General features: G+C 71.2%; 22 protein-coding genes and 1 pseudogene. 15 read left to right on the top strand and 8 right to left on the bottom strand.

All coding sequences use genetic code 11. From position 1 onward, the window contains the following. Positions 1-347 precede the first annotated feature (347 nt). From AB0R04_RS34540 to AB0R04_RS34515, 6 genes are all read left to right on the top strand, one after another. Positions 348-1,811: a DUF2971 domain-containing protein gene (locus tag AB0R04_RS34540; RefSeq protein ID WP_363377546.1), complete on the top strand. Its 1,464-nt coding sequence runs from the start codon at positions 348-350 to the stop codon at positions 1,809-1,811. Between the two features lie 193 nt (positions 1,812-2,004). Then, on the top strand, positions 2,005-2,277 hold the full coding sequence (locus AB0R04_RS34535; protein ID WP_363377545.1) for a hypothetical protein: 273 nt from the start codon (positions 2,005-2,007) through the stop codon (positions 2,275-2,277). A gap of 418 nt (positions 2,278-2,695) precedes the next feature. After that, a complete protein-coding gene (locus AB0R04_RS34530) occupies positions 2,696-3,679 on the top strand; it encodes a hypothetical protein (RefSeq protein WP_363377544.1) in 984 nt (327 codons plus the stop codon). Between the two features lie 133 nt (positions 3,680-3,812). Beyond that, complete coding sequence (locus tag AB0R04_RS34525) at positions 3,813-4,571, top strand: chitinase (RefSeq protein WP_363377543.1); 759 nt, start codon at positions 3,813-3,815, stop codon at positions 4,569-4,571. A 16-nt stretch (positions 4,572-4,587) separates the two neighbouring features. Further along, a complete protein-coding gene (locus AB0R04_RS34520) occupies positions 4,588-5,436 on the top strand; it encodes a thaumatin family protein (protein ID WP_363377542.1) in 849 nt (282 codons plus the stop codon). Between the two features lie 89 nt (positions 5,437-5,525). After that, positions 5,526-6,344, top strand: a complete 819-nt coding sequence (locus tag AB0R04_RS34515) for a glycosyl hydrolase (RefSeq protein ID WP_363377541.1) — start codon at positions 5,526-5,528, stop codon at positions 6,342-6,344. 562 nt (positions 6,345-6,906) lie between these two features. Here the strand turns inward: AB0R04_RS34515 and AB0R04_RS34510 are convergent. Then, entirely contained in the window at positions 6,907-7,236 is a 330-nt protein-coding gene (locus tag AB0R04_RS34510) for a hypothetical protein (RefSeq protein ID WP_363377540.1), read from the bottom strand. Positions 7,237-7,501: 265 nt separating this feature from the next. On the opposite strand from AB0R04_RS34510, the gene AB0R04_RS34505 reads away from it, so the two are divergent. Further along, positions 7,502-7,852: a beta/gamma crystallin domain-containing protein gene (locus AB0R04_RS34505; protein ID WP_063351706.1), complete on the top strand. Its 351-nt coding sequence runs from the start codon at positions 7,502-7,504 to the stop codon at positions 7,850-7,852. On the opposite strand, the gene AB0R04_RS34500 is transcribed toward AB0R04_RS34505, so the two are convergent. The 3 genes and pseudogenes from AB0R04_RS34500 to AB0R04_RS34490 all read right to left on the bottom strand — a co-directional run bounded on the left by AB0R04_RS34500 (position 7,819) and on the right by AB0R04_RS34490 (position 10,699). Next, positions 7,819-8,214, bottom strand: coding sequence for a hypothetical protein (locus AB0R04_RS34500; RefSeq protein ID WP_363377539.1), 396 nt, complete (start codon positions 8,212-8,214; stop codon positions 7,819-7,821). The two genes, AB0R04_RS34505 and AB0R04_RS34500, sit on opposite strands and share 34 nt — an antisense overlap. 803 nt (positions 8,215-9,017) lie before the next feature. Further along, positions 9,018-9,344, bottom strand: coding sequence for a DUF6299 family protein (locus tag AB0R04_RS34495; RefSeq protein ID WP_363377538.1), 327 nt, complete (start codon positions 9,342-9,344; stop codon positions 9,018-9,020). Between the two features lie 402 nt (positions 9,345-9,746). Next, positions 9,747-10,699, bottom strand: a pseudogene (locus tag AB0R04_RS34490) (zinc-binding dehydrogenase). Between the two features lie 167 nt (positions 10,700-10,866). Here AB0R04_RS34490 and AB0R04_RS34485 point away from each other — a divergent pair. Continuing rightward, the gene (locus tag AB0R04_RS34485) at positions 10,867-11,511 is read left to right on the top strand and encodes a helix-turn-helix domain-containing protein (protein WP_363377537.1); all 645 of its coding nucleotides are present in this window, start codon (positions 10,867-10,869) and stop codon (positions 11,509-11,511) included. 344 nt (positions 11,512-11,855) lie between these two features. Then, a complete protein-coding gene (locus AB0R04_RS34480) occupies positions 11,856-12,605 on the top strand; it encodes a hypothetical protein (RefSeq protein ID WP_363377536.1) in 750 nt (249 codons plus the stop codon). Between the two features lie 203 nt (positions 12,606-12,808). Here the strand turns inward: AB0R04_RS34480 and AB0R04_RS34475 are convergent, their stop codons facing one another. Genes AB0R04_RS34475 through AB0R04_RS34465 form a run of 3 tightly spaced genes read right to left on the bottom strand, consistent with a single transcriptional unit; the run spans position 12,809 to position 13,821 of the window. Then, entirely contained in the window at positions 12,809-12,988 is a 180-nt protein-coding gene (locus AB0R04_RS34475; RefSeq protein WP_363377535.1) for a hypothetical protein, read from the bottom strand. 29 nt (positions 12,989-13,017) lie between these two features. After that, on the bottom strand, positions 13,018-13,395 hold the full coding sequence (locus tag AB0R04_RS34470; RefSeq protein WP_363377534.1) for a hypothetical protein: 378 nt from the start codon (positions 13,393-13,395) through the stop codon (positions 13,018-13,020). A 42-nt stretch (positions 13,396-13,437) separates the two neighbouring features. Further along, on the bottom strand, positions 13,438-13,821 hold the full coding sequence (locus AB0R04_RS34465; RefSeq protein ID WP_363377533.1) for a hypothetical protein: 384 nt from the start codon (positions 13,819-13,821) through the stop codon (positions 13,438-13,440). Between the two features lie 300 nt (positions 13,822-14,121). On the opposite strand from AB0R04_RS34465, the gene AB0R04_RS34460 reads away from it, so the two are divergent. Continuing rightward, positions 14,122-14,694 (top strand): 3'-5' exonuclease, encoded by a 573-nt coding sequence (locus AB0R04_RS34460; protein WP_363377532.1) that lies wholly within the window; start codon positions 14,122-14,124, stop codon positions 14,692-14,694. Between the two features lie 182 nt (positions 14,695-14,876). Here the strand turns inward: AB0R04_RS34460 and AB0R04_RS34455 are convergent, their stop codons facing one another. Continuing rightward, positions 14,877-15,461 (bottom strand): DinB family protein, encoded by a 585-nt coding sequence (locus AB0R04_RS34455; RefSeq protein WP_363377531.1) that lies wholly within the window; start codon positions 15,459-15,461, stop codon positions 14,877-14,879. A 687-nt stretch (positions 15,462-16,148) separates the two neighbouring features. Between AB0R04_RS34455 and AB0R04_RS34450 the strand changes: the two genes are divergently transcribed. From AB0R04_RS34450 to AB0R04_RS34430, 5 genes are all read left to right on the top strand, one after another. Then, entirely contained in the window at positions 16,149-17,522 is a 1,374-nt protein-coding gene (locus AB0R04_RS34450) for an NUDIX domain-containing protein (protein ID WP_363377530.1), read from the top strand. A 157-nt stretch (positions 17,523-17,679) separates the two neighbouring features. Beyond that, positions 17,680-18,162: an NUDIX domain-containing protein gene (locus AB0R04_RS34445; protein WP_363377529.1), complete on the top strand. Its 483-nt coding sequence runs from the start codon at positions 17,680-17,682 to the stop codon at positions 18,160-18,162. 170 nt (positions 18,163-18,332) lie between these two features. Next, a complete protein-coding gene (locus tag AB0R04_RS34440; protein WP_363377528.1) occupies positions 18,333-18,809 on the top strand; it encodes an N-acetyltransferase in 477 nt (158 codons plus the stop codon). Next, the gene (locus AB0R04_RS34435; protein WP_363377527.1) at positions 18,806-19,318 is read left to right on the top strand and encodes an HIT family protein; all 513 of its coding nucleotides are present in this window, start codon (positions 18,806-18,808) and stop codon (positions 19,316-19,318) included. Before AB0R04_RS34440 ends, AB0R04_RS34435 begins: the two co-directional genes overlap by 4 nt. Positions 19,319-19,320: 2 nt before the next feature. Beyond that, the gene (locus tag AB0R04_RS34430; protein WP_363377526.1) at positions 19,321-19,833 is read left to right on the top strand and encodes an NUDIX hydrolase; all 513 of its coding nucleotides are present in this window, start codon (positions 19,321-19,323) and stop codon (positions 19,831-19,833) included. Positions 19,834-19,871 lie beyond the last annotated feature (38 nt).

Here is a 19,871-nt window from a genome sequence, read left to right as displayed (position 1 = left end):
CGGTTACGCAAGGCCGAAGAACAGGCCCAGCCGTCCGGGTACTGGGTGCTGTGGCGCTGGCCGCACCAGAACTCGGCAGCCAGGTCACCGACCTGTCATCCCAATTTGGTGACCACCGATCTGCGTCTCCCGCCACCCGGCTACCCTCCCCCAGCCGGGCACATTCACGTGTACCTGCCTGAGCGCTTACCCGTGTACGCCGACACCCCTGACCCAAGCACCGGAGAACCCCAGACATCACACACCCTACGCCATTATCGTCATTCAGACGATAATGGCGTAGGGTGTGGGCACCGGAAGGCCCGTCCCGAGGGGGGACCGCCGGTTGAGCGGCAGGAGAAGGCCGGATGTCCAGGTCACGGCAGGTGGGGACGCTCCAGGACCCCTTCGAGGCGTTCGCCGAGCGCGGCGCCCGGAGGGCGAAGCCGACGGAGACCGGCGATCTGTACCACTACACGAGCGCCGACGCGGCGATCACCGGGATCCTCGCCACGGGGACGCTTCGCCTGGGCCCGTTCGAGTCGATGAACGACCTGTGGGAGGCAGACCCGTTCCATCCCGTTCTCAGCGTCCACGAGGACGACCAGTCCGACGTCGATGCCGCCGACTGGGTCTGGGAGGAGATCGACCGCAGCATCCGGCTGCACACCAAGGTCGCCTGCCTCACCCGGGACTTCGTCTTCCTTCCCGACGCCCTTGACCCGAACGCGCTGCGCGGGTGGGCGCACCTGTCGCTGTGGGCCCACTACGCGGGCCGTCACAGCGGTGTCTGCCTGCGGTTCGACCGCGACAGGCTCATCGGCGCCTTCGACCGCGCGGGAACCGACGACGACCTGCGGTTCCACGGGCCGGTGTCCTACAACCTCATGGACAAAGCGGTCGACGGCCGGGGGTTCGACCTCGGGCAGGCCAAGGCCTTCGGGGTGGACGCCCTCGCCCGCGTCTACGCCCGGGACACGGCGGAGCAGCTCTTCTTCCGCAAGCACTACGACTGGTCGAACGAGAACGAATACCGCCTGATCCTGGTGGACCAGTCCCTCCAGCACAACAGCGTCGACATCCGCGGCGCGCTGACCGGCGTGGTCCTCGGCCACCGGTTCCCCACCGGCCGTGTGGCGGCACTGCGGGAAGCCCTGCAGCGCCACCCGGACGTGGAGGTGCTGCGGCTGCTGCACCACAGCCGCACGCTGTCCCTCGTGCCCGAACTTCCGCCCCCGCCACCGCAGGCGCCGTCGTCCATGGCCAAGGACCCCGCCACCCTGCTCGACCGGATCGCCGCCCTCGACACGGCCGAGGAGGAGGCGATGCGCCTGCGCTACGAGGCGTTCGAAGACTTCTCCCACCTGATCAGCAAGATCAGTGCCGGGATGGCCCGCACCGCCGCCGACCTCGACGCCTGGCCGCGGACCGAGGTCACCAGCGTCGACACCGCCACGGCCGTCCCCGATGGGCAGCGGCGCCGACGTCCTGGAGTCCCCGGAGAACAGGCCCACCTCGAACGGGGCCAGCGGATCAGCGTCCGCCACGTGCCCGGCACCCAGGAGACGACCGACGAGGCCCGCGGACTCGCAGTGTCGGTCGCCTTCCAGGTCCTCGACCAGAGGCGGCTGCGCTTCCACGCGCAGATCGCCGCCTCCCGGCCGGGCGGTCCCTCCGAGGAGAGGTGGCGGTATCAGCAGGAGGCCGAAGCGACGCAGGCCGAATCCGCCCTGGCCTCGATCCTCGCCGAACTGCACAACGCCGCCCTCGCCACCCGCCCGGCCTTCGACGCCACCCGGGGCCTGCCCGTCGAAACCGCGAGCCAGGGTTGACAACCGCAGGGCCCCGGCTGGCGGTACCCCGCTATCCGCAGAAGCCCGGGTACTGGCGCGAGAGCCCCGGCGGGACCGCCAGTACCCGAACAGCCGAGGTACTGGCTCTCTCAGCGCCAACCTTGGACGACTGGCGCCCCGCTGTTCAGGTGAACACCCGTCACCCGACACCCGGGGCCGGCACAGCTTGACCATGATCACCACTACCGCGTGGCGCCGCGCCACCACCGCCCTCGCCACGCTCGCCCTGACCGCCCTGACCGCCGCGGGCCCCGCCTTCGCCACCACCGCCACGGCGACGGCCACACACCGCGCGCTGCCCGTAGTGGGCGCGGCCGCTGGCGCTGTAGCGGCCGATCTCGGTGATCAGCGCGGCGCCATCGGCGGGACGTCAGAAGTCAGGCGAGGTGTCGATGAGGAAGTGCACGGCGACGGAGAGCAAGCGGGTGGAACAGGGTGTCGGTGAGCCGTGGCACTGCGCCCTGTGTCAAGAAGAATTGACGTTCTGCTGGCGGAGGGGGCTGTACAGAATCCCTGCTCTGTTTTGGTGCGGGGGCGGGTCGGCGGGGGCGGGTCGCGGGTGGACGAGCCCGGCCCGGGAGGAGGCCGGGAGGCTGTGCTGCCCGTTCCCGTGAACGGGGCCGGGCGCCGGGGCCTCACGGCACGGGGACACCGCGATGCGCGGCCGGATGCCGTTGGGGTACTGGCGATCTGACGGCCTGTCGGTTCGTGGGCGCGGCGACTAACGTACGGGTGCAGACTTGATGACGCTTCGTCACCAAGTGCCGCCATGGGTCCGCCATGGCCTGCGCAGTACGGACGGGACTCCATGCCCGGACGCACCCACACCTGCCGAAGACGTCCATCGTGCGACTGGAGGCCTCATGAACCCCCTCTCCGTTTCCCGCCGGCGGCGCCTGCGCGCTTGCGGCGCCGCGTGCGCCGCGATGGCGTGTGCCGTCGCCCTCGGCGCCGCGACACCGGCGCACGCCTTCAGCGGGGGCAACCACGAGAAGATCACCCGGGCCGCCCTGGGCCCGGGGGGCTGGCACCCGAACTCGCTGACGGCGATGGCGGACGGGAACTCGGGCGCGATCGTCGCCAACGACCACGGCGAGTACTTCGGCATCGGCAAGCTCCACTGCGACAACGCCGACTACCTCGACCCCCGGTACGACAGCCGCTACCCCCGCACCCGCGAGCAGTCCAACGCCGAGATCATCGACTGCGTCGAGGGCTCCGTCGACCACGTCAGGAGGGCCGTCGCCGCCGCGGACCGGCTGGTCGACACGAACGGGCGCGTCATCGCCGCCCAGACCTCCATCTCCCCGGCCTGCTCGTGGAACGACCGGCCGGGACGGGCGAAGTGCGAGGTGCTGGAGGACCTGGGCCGCGGCTGGCACCAGATCGAGGACTTCTACGCCCACAGCAACTGGATCGACCAGGCCGGCCCGGGAGCCATCGGCGTCAAGAACCCCCCCGGCCTGGGGCGCACCGATCTGCCCGCGTTCTTCTCCATCGGTCGTTACAGCTCCATGAGCAGGGCGGACTGGGTCAAGGACGCCACCGGCCACATCCCTCACGACCTGGCGACGGGCTGCTATCCGGACCGCGACCACAGCGGGACGGTTTCCAACTGCACAGGCCGCACCACGCATGACGGGGTCCTGAACAAGGACACGAAGGACAGTCCCCGCTCGGTCGTCGCCCACAACTTCGACCACGCCTACGACCTCGCCGTCAAGGACATCGCACGCCAGTGGAAGGACTTCAAGAACGAGCTCCAGCGCAGGTACCCGAACAACGGCCGGGCACAGGCGATGATCTGCGCCATCACCCACGACCACCCGGACAAGACCTGCTCCTGACACACCACCGCGGCGCCGGCCAGGCCGACCCGAACGGCCAGGCCGGCCCGAACGACCCGACCACACCCGCCGGTGGGAGCAGGAGACCGGCGGACCCGATGTCCCGCACTGCGCAACGGGAGGAAGGCCCCGCGTGTCCCCTCGACGCACAGCCCCGAGGATCGCCGCCGCGGCGACGGCCGTATCGGCGATCGCCCTGCCCACCTGTGCCCACGCCACCGGCCTGTCGACGGCCGCACCGGCACACGCGACAGCGGCGGACCAGGCCGGCTTCGTCATGGACAAGGCCCAGTCCGACCGGATGTTCCCGAACAGGGACCGGTTCTCCACCTACGACGCACTGGTCGGCGCGACGAGCGCCTACCCCGGCTTCGCACACACCGGGAACGACGCGCTCAAGCGGCGGGAGGCCGCGGCCTTCCTGGCGAACGCCAGCCATGAGACCGGCGGCCTGCGCCACGTCGTGGAGCAGAACACCGCCAACTACCCGACGTACTGCGACACCGCCCGCCCCTACGGGTGTCCGGCGGAACGCGCGGCCTACTACGGACGAGGGCCGCTCCAGCTCAGCTCCACCTGCAAAGCGGCGGGGGACGCCCTGCACATCGACCTGCTCCACCACCCCGACCTGCTCCAGACCAACCCCCAGATCGCATGGAAGAGCGCGCTCTGGTACTGGAACACCCAGTCCGGCCCCGGCTCCATGACGGCCCACCACGCGATCGTCACCGGGGCCGGATCCGGCCAGACGATCCGCAGCATCAACGGCGCCGTGGAGTGCGACGGCAGGAACACCGCCGAGATGCAGGACAGGGTCAACCTGTACCAGCGGTCCGCACACGTCCTCGGCACCTCCCCCGGCACCTCCCCCGGCACCAACCTGACCTGCTGAACGGAACGGAGAAGTCATGCGCGGATTCCTGACCAGACTGCTCGTCACGGCGGCCGCCGCCGCACTGACCGCGGTACTACCGAGCGCGGGCCCGGCGACAGGCGCGACCGTCACGGGCACGACCATCACGGGTGTGGCAACGGGTGCGGCCGTCACGGGTGCGGCGGCGCCGGCCCGCACCGCGACGGTCGCGGCCGCCGCGGTCAACCACACGGTGACGTTCGTGAACCACTCGTCGCAGAAGCTGTGGATCGGAAGCGGCGTCAACGCCGACGGGTCGAAGCAGTTCACCCGGCTACCGGTCCTGGCTCCCGGCCAGTCGGCGACGGTGACGATCCCCGAGAGCGCCGCCCCGTTCCACTGGCGTGGGAAGTTCTTCGCACGCCAGGGATGCGGCGGGACCCCCGGCAGCACCTTCCACTGCCGGGTGGCCGACTGCGGCCCGGCCGCCGACCACTGCACGACGGGCGAACAACCCGCCAGCCTCGCGGAGTTCAACTTCGACGCCAAGGACGGCGCCGCCCCCTGGTACGACGTGAGCTACGTGAACGCGTTCTCGCTGCCGATCACGATCACTCCGGTGAACGCCACGATCCCCGCCGGCGGGGGCTGCGACACACGGGGCTGCGCGGCGAACCTGCTGCCCTACTGCCCGCCCGCCGACCTGACGCGCGGGCCGGACGGCAAGCCGATGCTGTGCACCAACCCCAGCCGGGACGCCCCCAGCAGCTACAGCCGCGCGCTCAGCGCGAAGTGTCCCAAGGCCTACACGTGGTCCAAGCAGGACCAGACGCCGGGCAACAAGGTGATGCAGCAGTGCAGCCGCTGCAGCGGCTTCACCGTCGCCTTCGGCCCCACCGCGTGAGCCACCCGCCCCGGACCCCGGCCCCCGGCCCGAGCCGCCGCGGCCCCCGTCACGACCGCGCGACCGCGCGACCGAAGAGAGGAACCGCCTTGCCACGTCGAATGCGCCTGTTCACCGCCCTGCTCGCGGTACTCACCTGCCTCACCGTCGGCAGTGCGGCCGACGCGACCGCCGCCCCGGCGAAGAAGAAGGGCGTGAGCGCCTGGAACTTCACCGACGTCACCAAGGCGCTGGCCGACTCCAGGGCCGGCTGGTTCTACACCTGGGCCCCGGACCGCCAACAGATCAAACCGCCCGCCGGCGTCGAGTTCGTCCCCATGATCTGGGGCGCGGGCTCGGTGACCGACGCACAACTGCGAACAGCCAGGCAGGAAGGCACGACCCTGCTCGGATTCAACGAACCCGACCTGCCGGCACAGGCCAACATGAGCGTGACCAGGGCCCTCGACCTGTGGCCCCGGCTCCAGTCGACCGGGATGCGCCTGGGCGCACCCGCGGTGGCGGGCGGCGGCGACGCCGCGGGCGGCTGGCTCGACCAGTTCATGAAGGGCGCCGCCGCCCGCCACGACAAGGTCGACTTCATCCCCCTGCACTGGTACGGCTCGGACTTTCGCGCCGACGCCGCGACCGGTCAACTGCGCAGCTACCTCCAAGCCGTGTACAACCGCTACAAGAAGCCGATCTGGCTCACCGAGTACGCCCTGACCGACTTCTCCAACGGCACCCCGAGGTACCCGACACCGGAACAACAGGCCGCGTTCGTGACGAAGTCGACCACCATGCTCCAGGCACTCCCCTTCGTCGAGCGCTACGCGTGGTTCACCCTCTCCGCGGACCGTGGCGGCACCGGTCTCTACAACCGGGCGACCCCCAACCGGGTGGGTACCGCCTACCGCGCGGCCGGCTGAGCACACACTCCACCCCCGTCCACGCACGGACGCGGGCGACCACGACGCCCGGACCGGCGCAGAACCAGGGTGTCGGCGAGCCCGGCGGGCCGGACCGACGTGTCCACCCGCCGGGCGACGGCTCGCGGCCGATCGGCTCGGCCCGTCGGCCGCCCCTGCGCCGGTCCGGGGGATTCCCAAGGCCGTCACCGCCCACGAGCGCGCCGCTCGTCACGGCCCGTACGGGGTCACCGCCAAGGCCGCCCCATCGACGCCGGGCGGCAACGTCGGCAACGTCCAGGACGGATCCGGCGCCCAAGCCGGCCGGCCAGCCAGCCGCCGACGAACGGACCAGTGCGCTCCTCCAGCATGCCGAACGCCCGGCCCCGGGCCCGCCCGACCTGACAGCCCCCACAGTCGTCGACCACACCGAGACGACGCGGCCGGGCGTACTCCCCGGTGTCCTTCCAGCAGTGCCCCGACAGATCGGAGGCGATGGCCAGACGGCCGGACGGCGGCAACGGTGGCGGTGGCCGGCCCCGGGCCTCGTTCCCCGGCTCCGTCACCCGGGGCCCGCCGGCGGTCAGCCCCCGGCGCAGCCGCCGTTGCGGCAGTCGCGCCAGGGGCCCCAGAGACCGGGGGCACTCTGCTCGTTGACGTACAACTGCGGGCTGCCCGAGCCCTGGTAGACCTCGAAGAGGGCCAGCGCGCCGTCCGCCCGCTGGAAGGCCACCGGCACCCCGAAGAACCTCGGCACGCCCGCCCCGGCGGGGCCGAAGAGCTCAGGCGCCGACCACGGCCCGTCCGGGCCCGCCTGGTGCATCCGCACCGGGACCGACGACTGGTACCCGATAGTGAACACCTCCAAGGCGCCGTCGGCATCCGCGGTGGCGGTGGCGCCCAGGCGCAGCACGGCGAGCAGGTCCGTAGACGCAACGGCCCGCCGTCGCCTTCCTGGAGGAGCAAATCGGCCCGGCCCGGACGGCCATGCGGGTCCGTGTGACAGGTGCGGCAGGTGTGACAGGTGTGGAATTCTGCTCAGCAAAGTCCCGCAAAATTCCCGGCAAATGGGATGATGTCCGAAAATCGTTACACCAGGTTGCGACCTCAACACCTCTTGTTAGTGTCCCTTCAGTTCGACTCGCATGCCCCACCTCACACACCAGGGAGTTTGCGTCATGCTGAAGCGACGAATCGCCGTGGCCGCAGGGGTCGCCATGATGGCTCTGGCCGTCGGCACCGTGCCCGCCCACGCGACCAACGAGGTCAACTTCGCCGAATGCCTGTTTGCCAGCGACTACTTCACCATCGGCATCACCAACGACAACGGCACCGGTTTCAGGAGGTGCTTCGCGAACGCCGGCGACATCTGGATCGACCAGAGGTCGGTCACGAGTTTCAGTAGCGGCAACAACGCCGGGTACTTCGAGTACGAGCCCGGCGACGGCTCCCTCTACCGCCACACCTTCGGCAAGAACCAGGCCATCACCAAGAACTACGGCACCGTCACGACGCTCCACATCAACTGAACCCACCGGCCGGTCACAGGGAGCCGTGCCCCTGTGACCGGCCCCCCCACGGGGAGCCGTCCCTCGGCGCAGCCGGCGGCGGGCGGGCGCTGTGGCACGCGGTCGGCGAGGCCCGGGACGAGGGGCCCGAGGACGCTCTGGGCGGGGTTGGTGACCTCGTCGTTGTCGAAGTCGTCGTCCGAGTTCACCGAGGCGGTGACCGACCCCGTCGCCCAGGAGGCCACGCCGAGGAGGAGGAAGAGGACGAGCAGGCCGCGCCCGGCGCCGCCGAGGACCAGCGGACGGGTGGCCGACGCCGGGCCCTCCGGTTCGCCGCCCGGCTCCTCGCCGAACAAGCGCTTGGGGCAGGCCCACGAAAGCATCGTCAGGCAGGCGGTGCAGCACATCCGGTAGCACAGGACCGCGACCGTCGCCTCGTACAGCGGCTACGGCATCCGGCCGAGGACCAGAACCACGAGCCAGACCACGAACAACGCCGCCCACCAGCCCGCGTACACCAGGCCCTACACGATCGAGGCCGGGATCACCAGGACGATGCGGAAGTCAAGCGCCCCGGGCCGCAGCCGACTCAGCCCGTCCTCCGCCATGACGAAACCGGCGCTGGCGGCGACGTCGAGCACGTGCTCGCAGTACGCCGCCGGTGTCCTCGATCCGCTTGTGCAGGGTCTCGTTCTTCAGCGCGCCGTGGTTGCCACGTTGGCTGCCGAAGTCGTGGTGGGCGGAGCTGAGGAGGAGTTCGCCCTCGGGGACGATGCGTTCGAGGACGCGGATACCCGCCGATACGCTGGTGGCCGGATACCCCGCGCCGACGAGCGTGGGGTACCCGGCCATTGCCGCGGGGCGCAGCTCAGGGTGTCGGCGGTGCGGATCGGCTGGGCGCTGGTGGCCTCGGCCATCGCCCGGGTCTGCCTGTCGATCATCTCCGGGAGGCGGTCGGCGGCGACCACGGCCGGGACGGACTCGGCCATCGTCCTGGCGGCGCCCCGGAAGACGATCGGATCGGGGCGGCTGGGCGAGGCGTTTCGGGCCGGGCTCGTGGGACTCCGCGGAGAACGGGTCCTGCCTGCCGATGTCCGCCCTCCGCACGCCGGTGCTCCCCCACCAGGTCGTCCGCGGTCACGTCACGACGAGCACGAGCCCGTCCCGCGTGCCGGCGGGCCCTGCGTCACTGCGCAGCAGCCTGCAGATCGACGCTCTTCCGATCGATCGCGAGCGTGACAATGCGCGGGAAGCCATTGCTCCCTGTTTCCCACCGCTGCAAGCGCGTAGCGACCTCGGCCTGACCGACCCTCACAAGAGGCCCCGGGTTGGGCCTGCCATGGTTGACCCACACGTGTTCGGCACCGTCACAGATGACAGACGTGCTGATGGCGACCCTGTCCCCCACCGAGCTGTTGACGACGGCGTAGGAAGAAGGCCCTGAGCAGCGGTAAGTACCCGAGAGGGTCACAACCGCCTCGCTGTCGACCGTACCGGTGGAGTTGAGGGACACCGTCCCGGTGAAGTCGGCGGGTGTCGTCCCCGAGACGGCCGCCTGGGCCGGAGAAGCGGCCCAGAACCCCGAGAGCAACGTGACGGATACGACTGTGGACAGAGCAGCAGAAGCAGAGCGACGCAACGAACTTCCCCTCACCGAACGATCATTGACTTGTCTAGACCTGCTGCCGGGACCGTACCACCCAGCCCGGAACCATCCGACACGAACTCATAACTCTTCACCCACAGGCCATCCAGGCCGGGACACAACACGGCGACACACCCCGAACACCCGGGCGGAAACGCCCGGGTACGGCCGACCCCGCACACCAGCCCCTCAACGGGAGTCACCCGCCGGCGCGGACCAGGTCGGCCTTGCTGCGATAGTGCGGCGCCGCGAACACCGTTCCTGCCCGGCTCAGGGCGCCAGCACGACCCTGCCGAATACCTTGCCCGCGTCCATTGCTCGGTGAGCCAGCACCGCCTGGTCCAGCGGCAGCACCTCGTGCACGACCGTGCGCAGGTCCCCGTGCGCGGCATCATCGAACTGGGACGACCGCACCGCCTGCCTGTCGGAGCCGAGCACGGTGTCGGAGCTGAAGGTGGCGAACGACAGCGACTTGCGGAAGGCGTCCATCAGCCGCATGCCGAAGTCCGCCGACGGCTGCCCGCCGACCACGCCGACAGCCACATACCTCCCGTTCGGGTTCAACCGGTCCAGGAACAGGGAAAGCTGAGGACCCCCCACGACATCGATCACCACGTCGAAACCCGACGGTGCGTCCGAGCCGCCCTCGCCGGAGCGGTCGAGGACATGGGTCGCGCCCAGGTCCCGCAGGCGGGTGCCACGCTCCGCCGATGAGGTGGTGACCGCCACCGCGCCCGCACCGCCCTTGGCTGCGAGCTGGACCGCCGTGATCCCGATGCTGCCCGCCGCACCGCGCACGAGCACCGTCTCGCCGGGCGCGAAACGAGCGCGGTCCAGGGCGAAGTGGGCGACCACACCGGAACCGCCGAGAGTCACCGCGTCCGCGCCGGTCAGGCCGTCAGGCAGCAGAAGGACGTCCTCGACCGAGGCGACGGCCTGCTCGGCATACCCGCCGGACAGGCCGGTGAACGCCCACACCCGCCGCCCCATCCACGAAGCGTCCACGCCCTCTCCCACCGCGGTGACGCTACCCGCCACCTCGCTGCCCAGGAGATGGCCCTCCCGGAAGCCGTACGCGGCGAGCGTTCCCCGGCGTCCACGCCGCCTACCCCGATGGCCTCCGTGGTGATCCGCACCTGCCCCGGGGCAGGGACGGGCACGGGCAAGTCGACGACCTCCAGACCGTCAGGGTTTCCAAACTCCCTGATCACGACGGCTTTCATCTCTGCTCCTTAGGCCGGTGAACGAACGGGCCACAACTGCTGCGACCGTGAGCGGCGAGCCCGGCTCCCCAGCCCGAGGCACCACCAGCAGGGTGCCGGGACGGGGCGGCGTCACCGCCATCGGACCGTAACGGACGCCCCCGTCCAATTGGCTAAAGTGAGAGGCCATGACCGACCGTTTGCCTCACATCGCGCGCTCCGACGCCCGCGACAACCGGGCCCGCATCCTGGACGCCGCCCGCGCGGTGTTCAGCGAGGAAGGCCTGAATGCGCCCATGCGCGAGGTCGCCCGGCAGGCAGGCGTCGGCCCCGCCACGCTGTACCGGCACTTCCCGACCAAGCAGGCGCTGATCGTGGAGACCTTCGCCGAGCAGCGGCGAGCCTGCCATGCCACCGTCCGCGACGCCCTCGCAGACCCGGACCCGTGGCACGGATTCCGGAGCCTGGTCGAGCGCATCTGCGAACTCCACGCACACAGCCGGGGATTCGCCGACGCCTTCATGACAGCCTTCCCCGAGGTCATGGACTTCGCCGCCGACCGAGAGCGGACTTCGCTCAGGGTTGCCGAACTGGCCCGCCGCGCCCAGGACACCGGCCAGCTCCGCCCCGGCTTCGTCGTCGACGACCTGATCCTCATGCTCATGGCCCACCGGGGCCTCCAAGACGCGCCGCGTGCCGCCCGGCTCACGTCCTCTCGCCGCTTCGCTGCCTACGTGATCGAGGCGTTCCGCGCCGCACCGGAGACGGGAGCGCCTACACCGCTGCCGCCAGCACCACGCCTGCAGCTCGCATGCTCGCCCAGCACGCAGTAGACCCGTCACCACGAGGTCCGTCATGGGTACCGGCCGGGCGGCACCGCGAAGGTGTCGTCATGCCGCAGGCTCTGCCCACCGTGCCAAGGTGCCGAACCCCGCCATCACCCGGACGGGGTAGCACAAGGGGTTCTCACCAGCCCCTGACCTGCGGCAACACCCGAAACTCACCGGATCCGAGGCGAAACTCACCAGCGGCCCGGGACGAAATTCACCGCCCCCGCCGCCCGGTCGTTTCAGGTGAAGTTCCACAAGCGTGGTGCCCCGGGCCGCTGCGCCCTGGGAAGCCTCCTGCGTGACGGCTGCTCGCCCGAAGTGGCCGCGCCCCGTCACGGAGAACCCCCATGAGCCTCGCCCCGCGCTCCGCTGCGCTCGTAGCCGCCGCCCTGTCCGTCGCTGCACTGGCCGGTCCGGCTCCCGCCGCAACCGGCCCCACCCCCATCGCTTCGCAGCCCCCTGCCGGCCGGTACCTCAACCTGCACCAGTGCGTCTACAACAGCCCGCTCGGGGCGAGCAACTTCGACCTCATGACAACCCTGGTCCCGAGCCTGGACGGGCGGTTCAGAGCCGGAACGGACGTCTCCGACACCCCCGTCCCCGCCGCCGTCTGCGGCCCCGGGGACGGGCGCTACGAGCCCAACGTCTACACGGCCGCCGAACCCTACGACCTGACGTCCGGGCACTACCTGAACCTGCACCAGTGCATCTTCTGGAGCGACTTCGACCAGGACCACCTCACCACGGTGGTGGGGACCACCGATGTCAAGTTCGTCGCCGGCACCAACATCTCCAACTCCCCTGACACCACCGTCAGCTGCGGCGGCGGAGGCACCGACCACCCCATCCCCCTGCTGTCGAGCGCCACAGCCCTGGACCTGACCGCCGGGCGGTACCTGAACCTGCACCAGTGCATGTACTACTTCGACGGTTACCGCGACCACCTCACGACCTTCGCCCCGAGCGGAGACGGACGCTTCAAGGCCGGGACGAACATCTCCAACACCCCCGACACCAAGCCCTCCTGCGGCCCCGGCGACGGGCGGTACCAGCTGATCCCGGTGCTCTCGGGCGTCAAGGCCCTCCTCGTGCACTGAGGACCGCCGCGCAACAGCCGGCCCCGCGCCCACGAGGGCGCGGGGCCGTGGTGGCCGATCGCCGGGCCCAGGGCCGGAAAGCGGGCTCGTGCCAGGTGGTCCGGACGCTCCTTCCGGCCCGGATCGCGGGTGTTCTCACGGGTCAGCGGTGCATCGCGGCGGGCTGGAGGCGGGCCAGGCGGCCGGGCGCGGCCCGGCACCGGTCATCGTTCCCCCGGCACGTGGCCCGGACCACCCTCCACCGCCTCATCCGGCTGGTCGTCCGGCCGTTCGTCCGGCTGGTCGTCCGGGTCGGCCAGTGCGAGACCGGCCACCACCCCGTCGGCGATCCGCCGCCCCAGGTCCGGGGAGAGCCCGGCTTCCCCGGCCGCGTCGAGCACCATGCGGTGGACCAACCGCTGCTGATCGCGGGTCAGTGGCGGGATGACCTCGGGAGCCGACCGGCGCGCCGCCGCACCCGCCGCCGTACCCGCCGCCACAGCGCCGACGATCCGCGCGAGGCGACCTCCACCAGGTTCTCGGCGAGCTTCTCGCGGGCCCGGTCCAGGGTCAGCCACAGCAGCGGGGCCACCAGCGGAGCGATCTCGGCGAGACCGAAACCGAGCGGATCACGGTCGCCGCGCCGCCGTCGCCGCCGTCGCAGCCGTCGCAGCCGGGCGAGCACCTCGGCGTCGCTCCGTCGCAGCAGGCCGTCGACCATGACCGCCTCCCCGGGCGCGCAGGCGGCGACCACGTCCCGTACCAGGTCGCGGACCCGGACCCCGACCACCTGCTCAGATGGCGAATTCAACTGTCCTCCCGTCGAAGGAAGCTCGTTTACTCCGCTGCTCCACTACTCCGCGGCGAACTCTCGGTCCGTTGCGAACGACCTCGACGCGACTCGGTCGCGCGAGCGGTCGAACCCGAAGGCACTGTCGAAGAGGGCAGCGGCCCTGGTCACTTCCGCCACGAACCGGGTGGCCCGGTCATGGGCCGCCCAGACCTTGACCTGATGCTCCCGCCAGTAGGGGTGTACCCGAGTCGAGTTCGGCGACTCTTCGGTCAAGGTGGGCACGTCCCGGGAGGCGCGGGACATGGCCTCGCGCACTGGGGCGACGGAGAGCAGGAGGGCGTTGCCTACGAGCCGACGGCTGCGGCTGCGGCTGCGGGAGTCACGGGCAGTCCGGACGCCCTGTTCGAAGGAGGCGAGGCGCGGGTTGCCGTCGTTCTCGAACATCGGCTTGATGCATGGGAGTTGGACCCGTTGATCAGCCCTGGGACTCAGGACGCGCTCGCCGCCATGCTCCCTCGAAGTCACCACGGCCGATCTCCATGGCCACGTTTTGCGGATCACGAAGATCGAACGGCGCATTGAACGGCCAGTCCTCAACGCTCGTCTTGACTGAACCAGCGTCCCGGCTGATCTCGACCTGCCGCAACCGCCGTCCGCACCCGGGGGTGCGGGGCGGCGGCGCATCCGCGCCCCGGCAGGCAAAACCAGGTGCCGCGGCCGCCGCTCCTCCCTACGCTTCCCGCCATGGACAGCACCGGGGCCGAGCGCCTCCTGAACGTCGTGGACGTCGAAGCAACCTGCTGGGCCGGCGGCCAACCGCGGGGAGCGGTCAGCGAGATCATCGAGATCGGACTGACCGTCGTCGATCTGGACGCCGGCGAACGCCTCGCCCGCCACCGGATCCTGGTGCGGCCCGCCCGATCCACGGTCAGCGAGTTCTGCACGGAACTGACCGGCCTCACCCAGCACGAGGTCGACACAGGGGTCGGCTTCGCCGAGGCGTGCCGGCTCCTGGCGGCCGAACACCATGCCGGGGCACGCCCGTGGGCCAGTTGGGGCGACTACGACCGCAACCAGTTCACCCGGCAGTGCCAGGCCACCAGGACGCCGTATCCCTTCGGCCGGCACCACACCAACGCCAAAACGACCTTCACCGAGGCATACGGCCTGCGCAAACGCCCCGGCATGGCGAAGGCCCTGGAGATCGCCGGGCGGCGACTCGAAGGCCGTCACCACAGCGGCGAGGACGACGCCTGGAACATCGCCGCCCTCGTGCTCCACCTGTCCGAGCGGGGCGTCTGGCCGGATCCATGCTGACCACTGGATTGCCGACCATCGTCAGTGCCTGTGCCTGTGCCAGGTGATGGATCACTGGGTTCCGATGCTGTCAAGGTAGGGAGACAAGCCGCCGCCAGCAGATGAGTGCGCATCCGCGAGTGAGGAAGGCTTCGTGGATGTCGTCACAGGAGTAGAGCTCTCCAAACGCCCACTTAGGCTCGTCAGGGTGTGCCCACCGCCGCCCTGGCGGCCCGCTCGACCTCGGCGAACCGGGACTGCCGGAACGCGGCGTCGGGCTGCGAATTCGCGTGGCTCGCCTCGGTCCCGGTGGCGCCGTCGAGGTGCTCGCGCAGGATGTCGGCGTGCCCGGCGTGCCGGTTGGTCTCGGTGAGCACGTGCACCAGGATGCTGAACAATGTGACGTTCGGACGGGGCCACCAGGGCACGTAACCCGGTGCCTCGACGGTGAGGGCGTCGATCGTCGCGTCGGAGTGCTCCGCGACCCGGCGGTACCGGCCGATGATCTCCTCGCGGGTCTCGTGCTCGGTCACCCACATCGCCTCGGCCCAGAGCCGCTCGTCGTCCCACCGACCCAGCGGCTCCGGGCACGGGCGGCCGAGGACGTTGCCGAAGTACCGGTACTCGATGTTCGTGAGGTGCTTGACCAGTCCGAGGAGGCTCGTGCCCGAGCCGGTCAGAGGTCGGCGGACGTCGTATTCGGACAGCCCGTCGAGCTTCCAGACGAGCGCCTCCCGGACATCGCGCAGATCGCTGTGCAAGTATTTCTTGGCGAATTCATCGATCACGGGGACGCAGTCTGCCATGCACGGTCCGTGAGACCGGCCCGGGCCCGACAGGCAGCCGACGAGGAACCGGCACTGCGGGAAGCCGGGACCGAACGCTCCGCATCCGTTGGTCCGGGACCCTGATGAATGAACAGAAGAACTCGACAGGGAAGCACACGGCATCGCCGGCCCCCTCGCCCTGCTTGCCCCTTGCCCTGCGCCACGGTGCGGAGGTGGACAGCTGGCGCTCGGCGATCATCCGAACGGGTGAATCCGGCGACGGCTACGCGCTGCGCGACCTTCTCGGCCGCCCGGGCGTCCGCGGCCGCCTCGAACCCGGCCTGACGGCCGGGCTCGAACAGGCTCTCGCCGCCTGCGCGCTGGGCTCCGCCCCCTGTCCGAGCCCGTCCGCGGCCAGTTGGAGGACGCCCTCGGCCGCGCCCGGAGGTGCTCGAAACCTCCCCGTTCGACCCGGGCTCGCCCGGAGGTAATCCGCTTGAACGCCGCGCTCGAACAGCACCATCATCGGAGACCGCCAACCTCTGGGAGGTTCCTTAACTCAGGTCCGCAGAAAGAAACTTGGACGTCGGATCGCCTTCTTCCAGCACACTTGCGCGCCCGCGCGCCGACGGTGTTCGGAGGAGCTGCGGCGAAGACCGGCACCGACCGGCGGAACACACCCGCCCGAGAGACCGAGGAGTCCACCCGGTGATCGACTTCGACATGCTGACCGGCCTCGCCTTCCGCGAGGGCGCCGAACGGATCGGCGTCGGCGTGGTGGTCCGCGACGCCTGCGGCCGGATCCTGATGATCCGCCGGGCCGCGCACGACGTCCTGCCCGGCCTGTGGGAGTACCCGGGCGGCGGCCACGAGGACGGCGAGCCCGTGGCGGCGGGCGCGGCACGGGAACTGGCCGATCAGACCGGGCTCGCCGGGCTGCCGCTGGAGTACGCGCGGAGCCTGGACCTCACCGACCCGAACGGCCGGCGCGTGCGGCAGTTCGTCTTCGCCACCGTCGTTCCGGAGGGCGCCCCGGTCGTCCTCTCCGGCGACCACGACTCCCACCAGTGGGCTCCAGCGGACCGGCTGCCCACGACCAGCGACGGCCAGCGCGCGGTGATCGAGTGGCTGACCGGCCGCCTGGCGATCCCGGGCTGGCGGCCGGTCGGCGGCTACCTGACCACCATCGCCCGGCCCAGCGCCTACGGCTCCTTCCTGGTCACCGACCCCGCCGGCCGCGTCCTCGGGATGCGCTCGACCATCGACCCGAGCGTGTGGAACATGCCCGGCGGCAACGTCGAGCACGGCGAGAGCCCCTTCGACGCCGCGCTGCGCGAAGCCCGGGAGGAGCTGGGCCTGGACCTGGCCGCGGAGAACCCGCAGGTGCTCCGGCGGCGCCTGGTCGCCGTGATCCACACGCAGGCCGACGCCGACTACCCGGTCCCGGTCGCCGGCTACGTGTTCGACGGCGGCACGCTGACCGTGGAACAGCAGGCCCGGATCCGGCTCGATCCGGCCGAGCACACCGAGTTCCGGTTCGAGACGGCCCACGACTGGCGCTCCCGGATGACCCCCGCCCACTACCAGCGGCTCCGGCAGGTGCTGCGCGCCCACCGCTGCGGCGTCCCGCTCTACCTGGAGCGCCCCGCCCCGGATGGCGACGACTTCGAGGGCGTCCTGGTCTTCGTCACCGACCGCGCGGGTCGACTGCTGATGCACCTGCGCGAAGACAGGCCGGGCATGGCCTGGCCCGGCTACTGGGCTCCGATCGGCGGCTGGCGCGAGGGGGACGAGAGCGCCGAGGAGAGCGCGGTGCGCGAGGTCCGCGAGGAGGCCGGCGTCGAGATCACCGGGCTACGGACCCTCCCCGGCCCGCACCAGGACCTCGGCCTCCCGCTCACCCGCGTCCTGCACGCCGTCTGGGACGGCCCCGAGAGCGACCTGCGGCTCGGTGACGAGGGCCTGGCCGTGCGCATGGTGCCCTTCGACGAGGTGCTCGATCTGAAGGTCCCGCCCTATCTGCACCACTACCTGCCGCTGCTCGCCGCAGCGGCCGACCAGCCCACCGGGGAGGCCTCGTGACCCGGCCCGGCCCCGTCGGCCCCGCCAGCCGCCCAGCCGACCCGTGCGCGTGATGCTCCAGCTCACCCCGCACCGTCCTGGAGCCGCTGCGCGGACCGTCGCCGGCCCCGTGAAGTCCCCAAGTCCCCTTTGATCGAGCGTCCTTGGAGGTAGTGCTGTGGAGAGCCTGCGACAGGCGGTGGCCGTCATCGTCCACGACCGGAGTGGCGGCCGGGTCGCGACGATCAACTACGCGACGAACAGTTGGAGCACGACGCCGGTGTGGACGATCCCCGGCGGCAAGGTCGAGGTCGGCGAGCGCCTGGACGAGGCCGCCGCCCGTGAACTGGCGGAGGAGACGGGGCTGGAGGTCGACCCGCGCGACCTGCGGCTGGTCCACACGATCCAGGTCCGCCAGGGCTGGGACGGCAAGGGTCCCTTCCTGCTGTCGGTGTTCCTCGCCACCGCCTGGCAGGGCGAGTTGACGAACACCGAGCCCGGCAAGCACCTCGCCGTGGTGTGGTCGCCGGAGGGCGAGCTGCCGCTGCCGATGTTCCCATCCTCCCACGCCGCCCTGTCCGCGTACCTGTCCGGTGGCCGCGGGTTCTCCACCCACGGCTGGGCCGAGGGGTCCGACCCCCGCGACCTGGTCCAGGGCTGAGGAAGGCACCGTCGCCTTCCCCACCCCAGCCGGATCCCGTACGCCTACCGCACCGTGCAGCGGCCCGACGGCGGCACCGGCCCGACGGCGGCACCGGCCGGCACCTCGTCCGCCTCGGCCTCCCCCGACAACCACCCGAGTGACCCACCGAACCCCGGAGGCAGTCCCGCATGACCGGATCCCCCGTACGCCCCGCCGGCCCCGAGGACGCCGACGAACTGCTGCGCCTGCGCGTCGCGGTGCTCGACGGCGCCCGGCTCACCGACGACTGGCGCACCACCTTCCGCGACGACATGCGCGAGCGGCTCGGCACCGACCCGAACCTGCTCGTCTATGTCGTCCCCGCCGACGACGGCACGCTGGCCTCCTGCGCCATCGGCATCGTCTACCGCGGCTACCGTGGCCCCACCCACCCCACCGGCCGGTGGGCCCGGATCCACACCGTGGCCACCGACCCGGCCCACCGACGGCGCGGGCACGCCCGCGCCGTCACCACCGCCCTGGTCCAGGCACTCCGGCACAGCGGCTGCGGATCGATCGAGCTGCGCGCCACCGAAACCGGAGCCCCGCTCTACCGCACCCTCGGATTCGACCCCGTCGACGGCTACATGGCGCTGCGCCCCGGCTCAGAAGGCTGGACGCGGTGACCGCCTTCGACCTCGACGCCTACAACGAGCGGGCCCGCAACGGCCCCTGCTTCATCTGCTCGATGCTCGCCGGTGAGCCCGGGTACGAACACCGGATCGTCCTGGACGACGGCGTGCACGTCGCCTTCCTCGACCGCTACCCCACCCTGCCCGGCAAGCTCCTGGTCGCCCCGCGCACCCACGTCGAGGACACCATCAGCGGCTTCACCGAGGACCAGTACCTCGCCCTGCAGTTGGTCGTGCACCGGGTGGCGACCGCGCTCGCCGCGACCGTCCCCACCGAACGCCTCTACGTGCTGAGCCTGGGCAGCATGCAGGGCAACGCCCACGTCCACTGGCACATCGCCGCCCTACCGCCCGGCATCCCGTACGAGCAGCAGCAGTTCCACGCGCTGATGGCCGAGGGCTCGGGTGTCCTGCCCGACGACCCCGGCCGGGCCGAACGCCTCGCCGCCGACCTGCGCACCCGGCTCGGCCACCCCTGCCGTCACGACCAGCGAGGAGCCTGACCGTGGTCTTCGTCCCGCCCGAGCGGTTCGTCCCCACCCTGCCGCACGGCATCTCCTATGCCGGCGTCTTCCTGACCGACCGCCACGACCGGCCGCTGCTGCTCACCTCCGTCCACCACCCGGGCGAATACCAGTACCCCGGCGGCCTCCTCGACGACGGCGAGGACCCGTGGACGTGCGCGCTGCGCGAGACCGCCGAGGAGATCGGCTTCGTCCCCGCCGCCCTCGACGACGCCCCCCGCCTCCTGATGCTCTCCTTCACCCCGCCGGAGCCGCCGTGGCCCTGGAAGATCGGCGTGACCTTCGACGGCGGCCGGCTCACCGACAAGGAGCTCGAACGCATCACCCCCGACCCCGCCGAGCACAGCGGTCACGCCGTCCGCACCGTCGAGGAATGGGGGCGCATCGTCACCCCGCGCCGACTGCGCACGCTCCGCGCCTCACTCACCGCCCGCCGCACCGGCGTCGCCGAGTACCTCGTCTCAGAACCCCGCCGGCCGGGCGAACCCGGATGACGCCCCGCCCCGCCTCAACCGCACCGTGGAGGAGACCG

The sequence above is a fragment of the Kitasatospora sp. NPDC056731 genome (genome assembly GCF_040687675.1).
GTDB lineage: Bacteria > Actinomycetota > Actinomycetes > Streptomycetales > Streptomycetaceae > Kitasatospora.
This window is presented reverse-complemented; position numbering and strand designations above follow the sequence as displayed.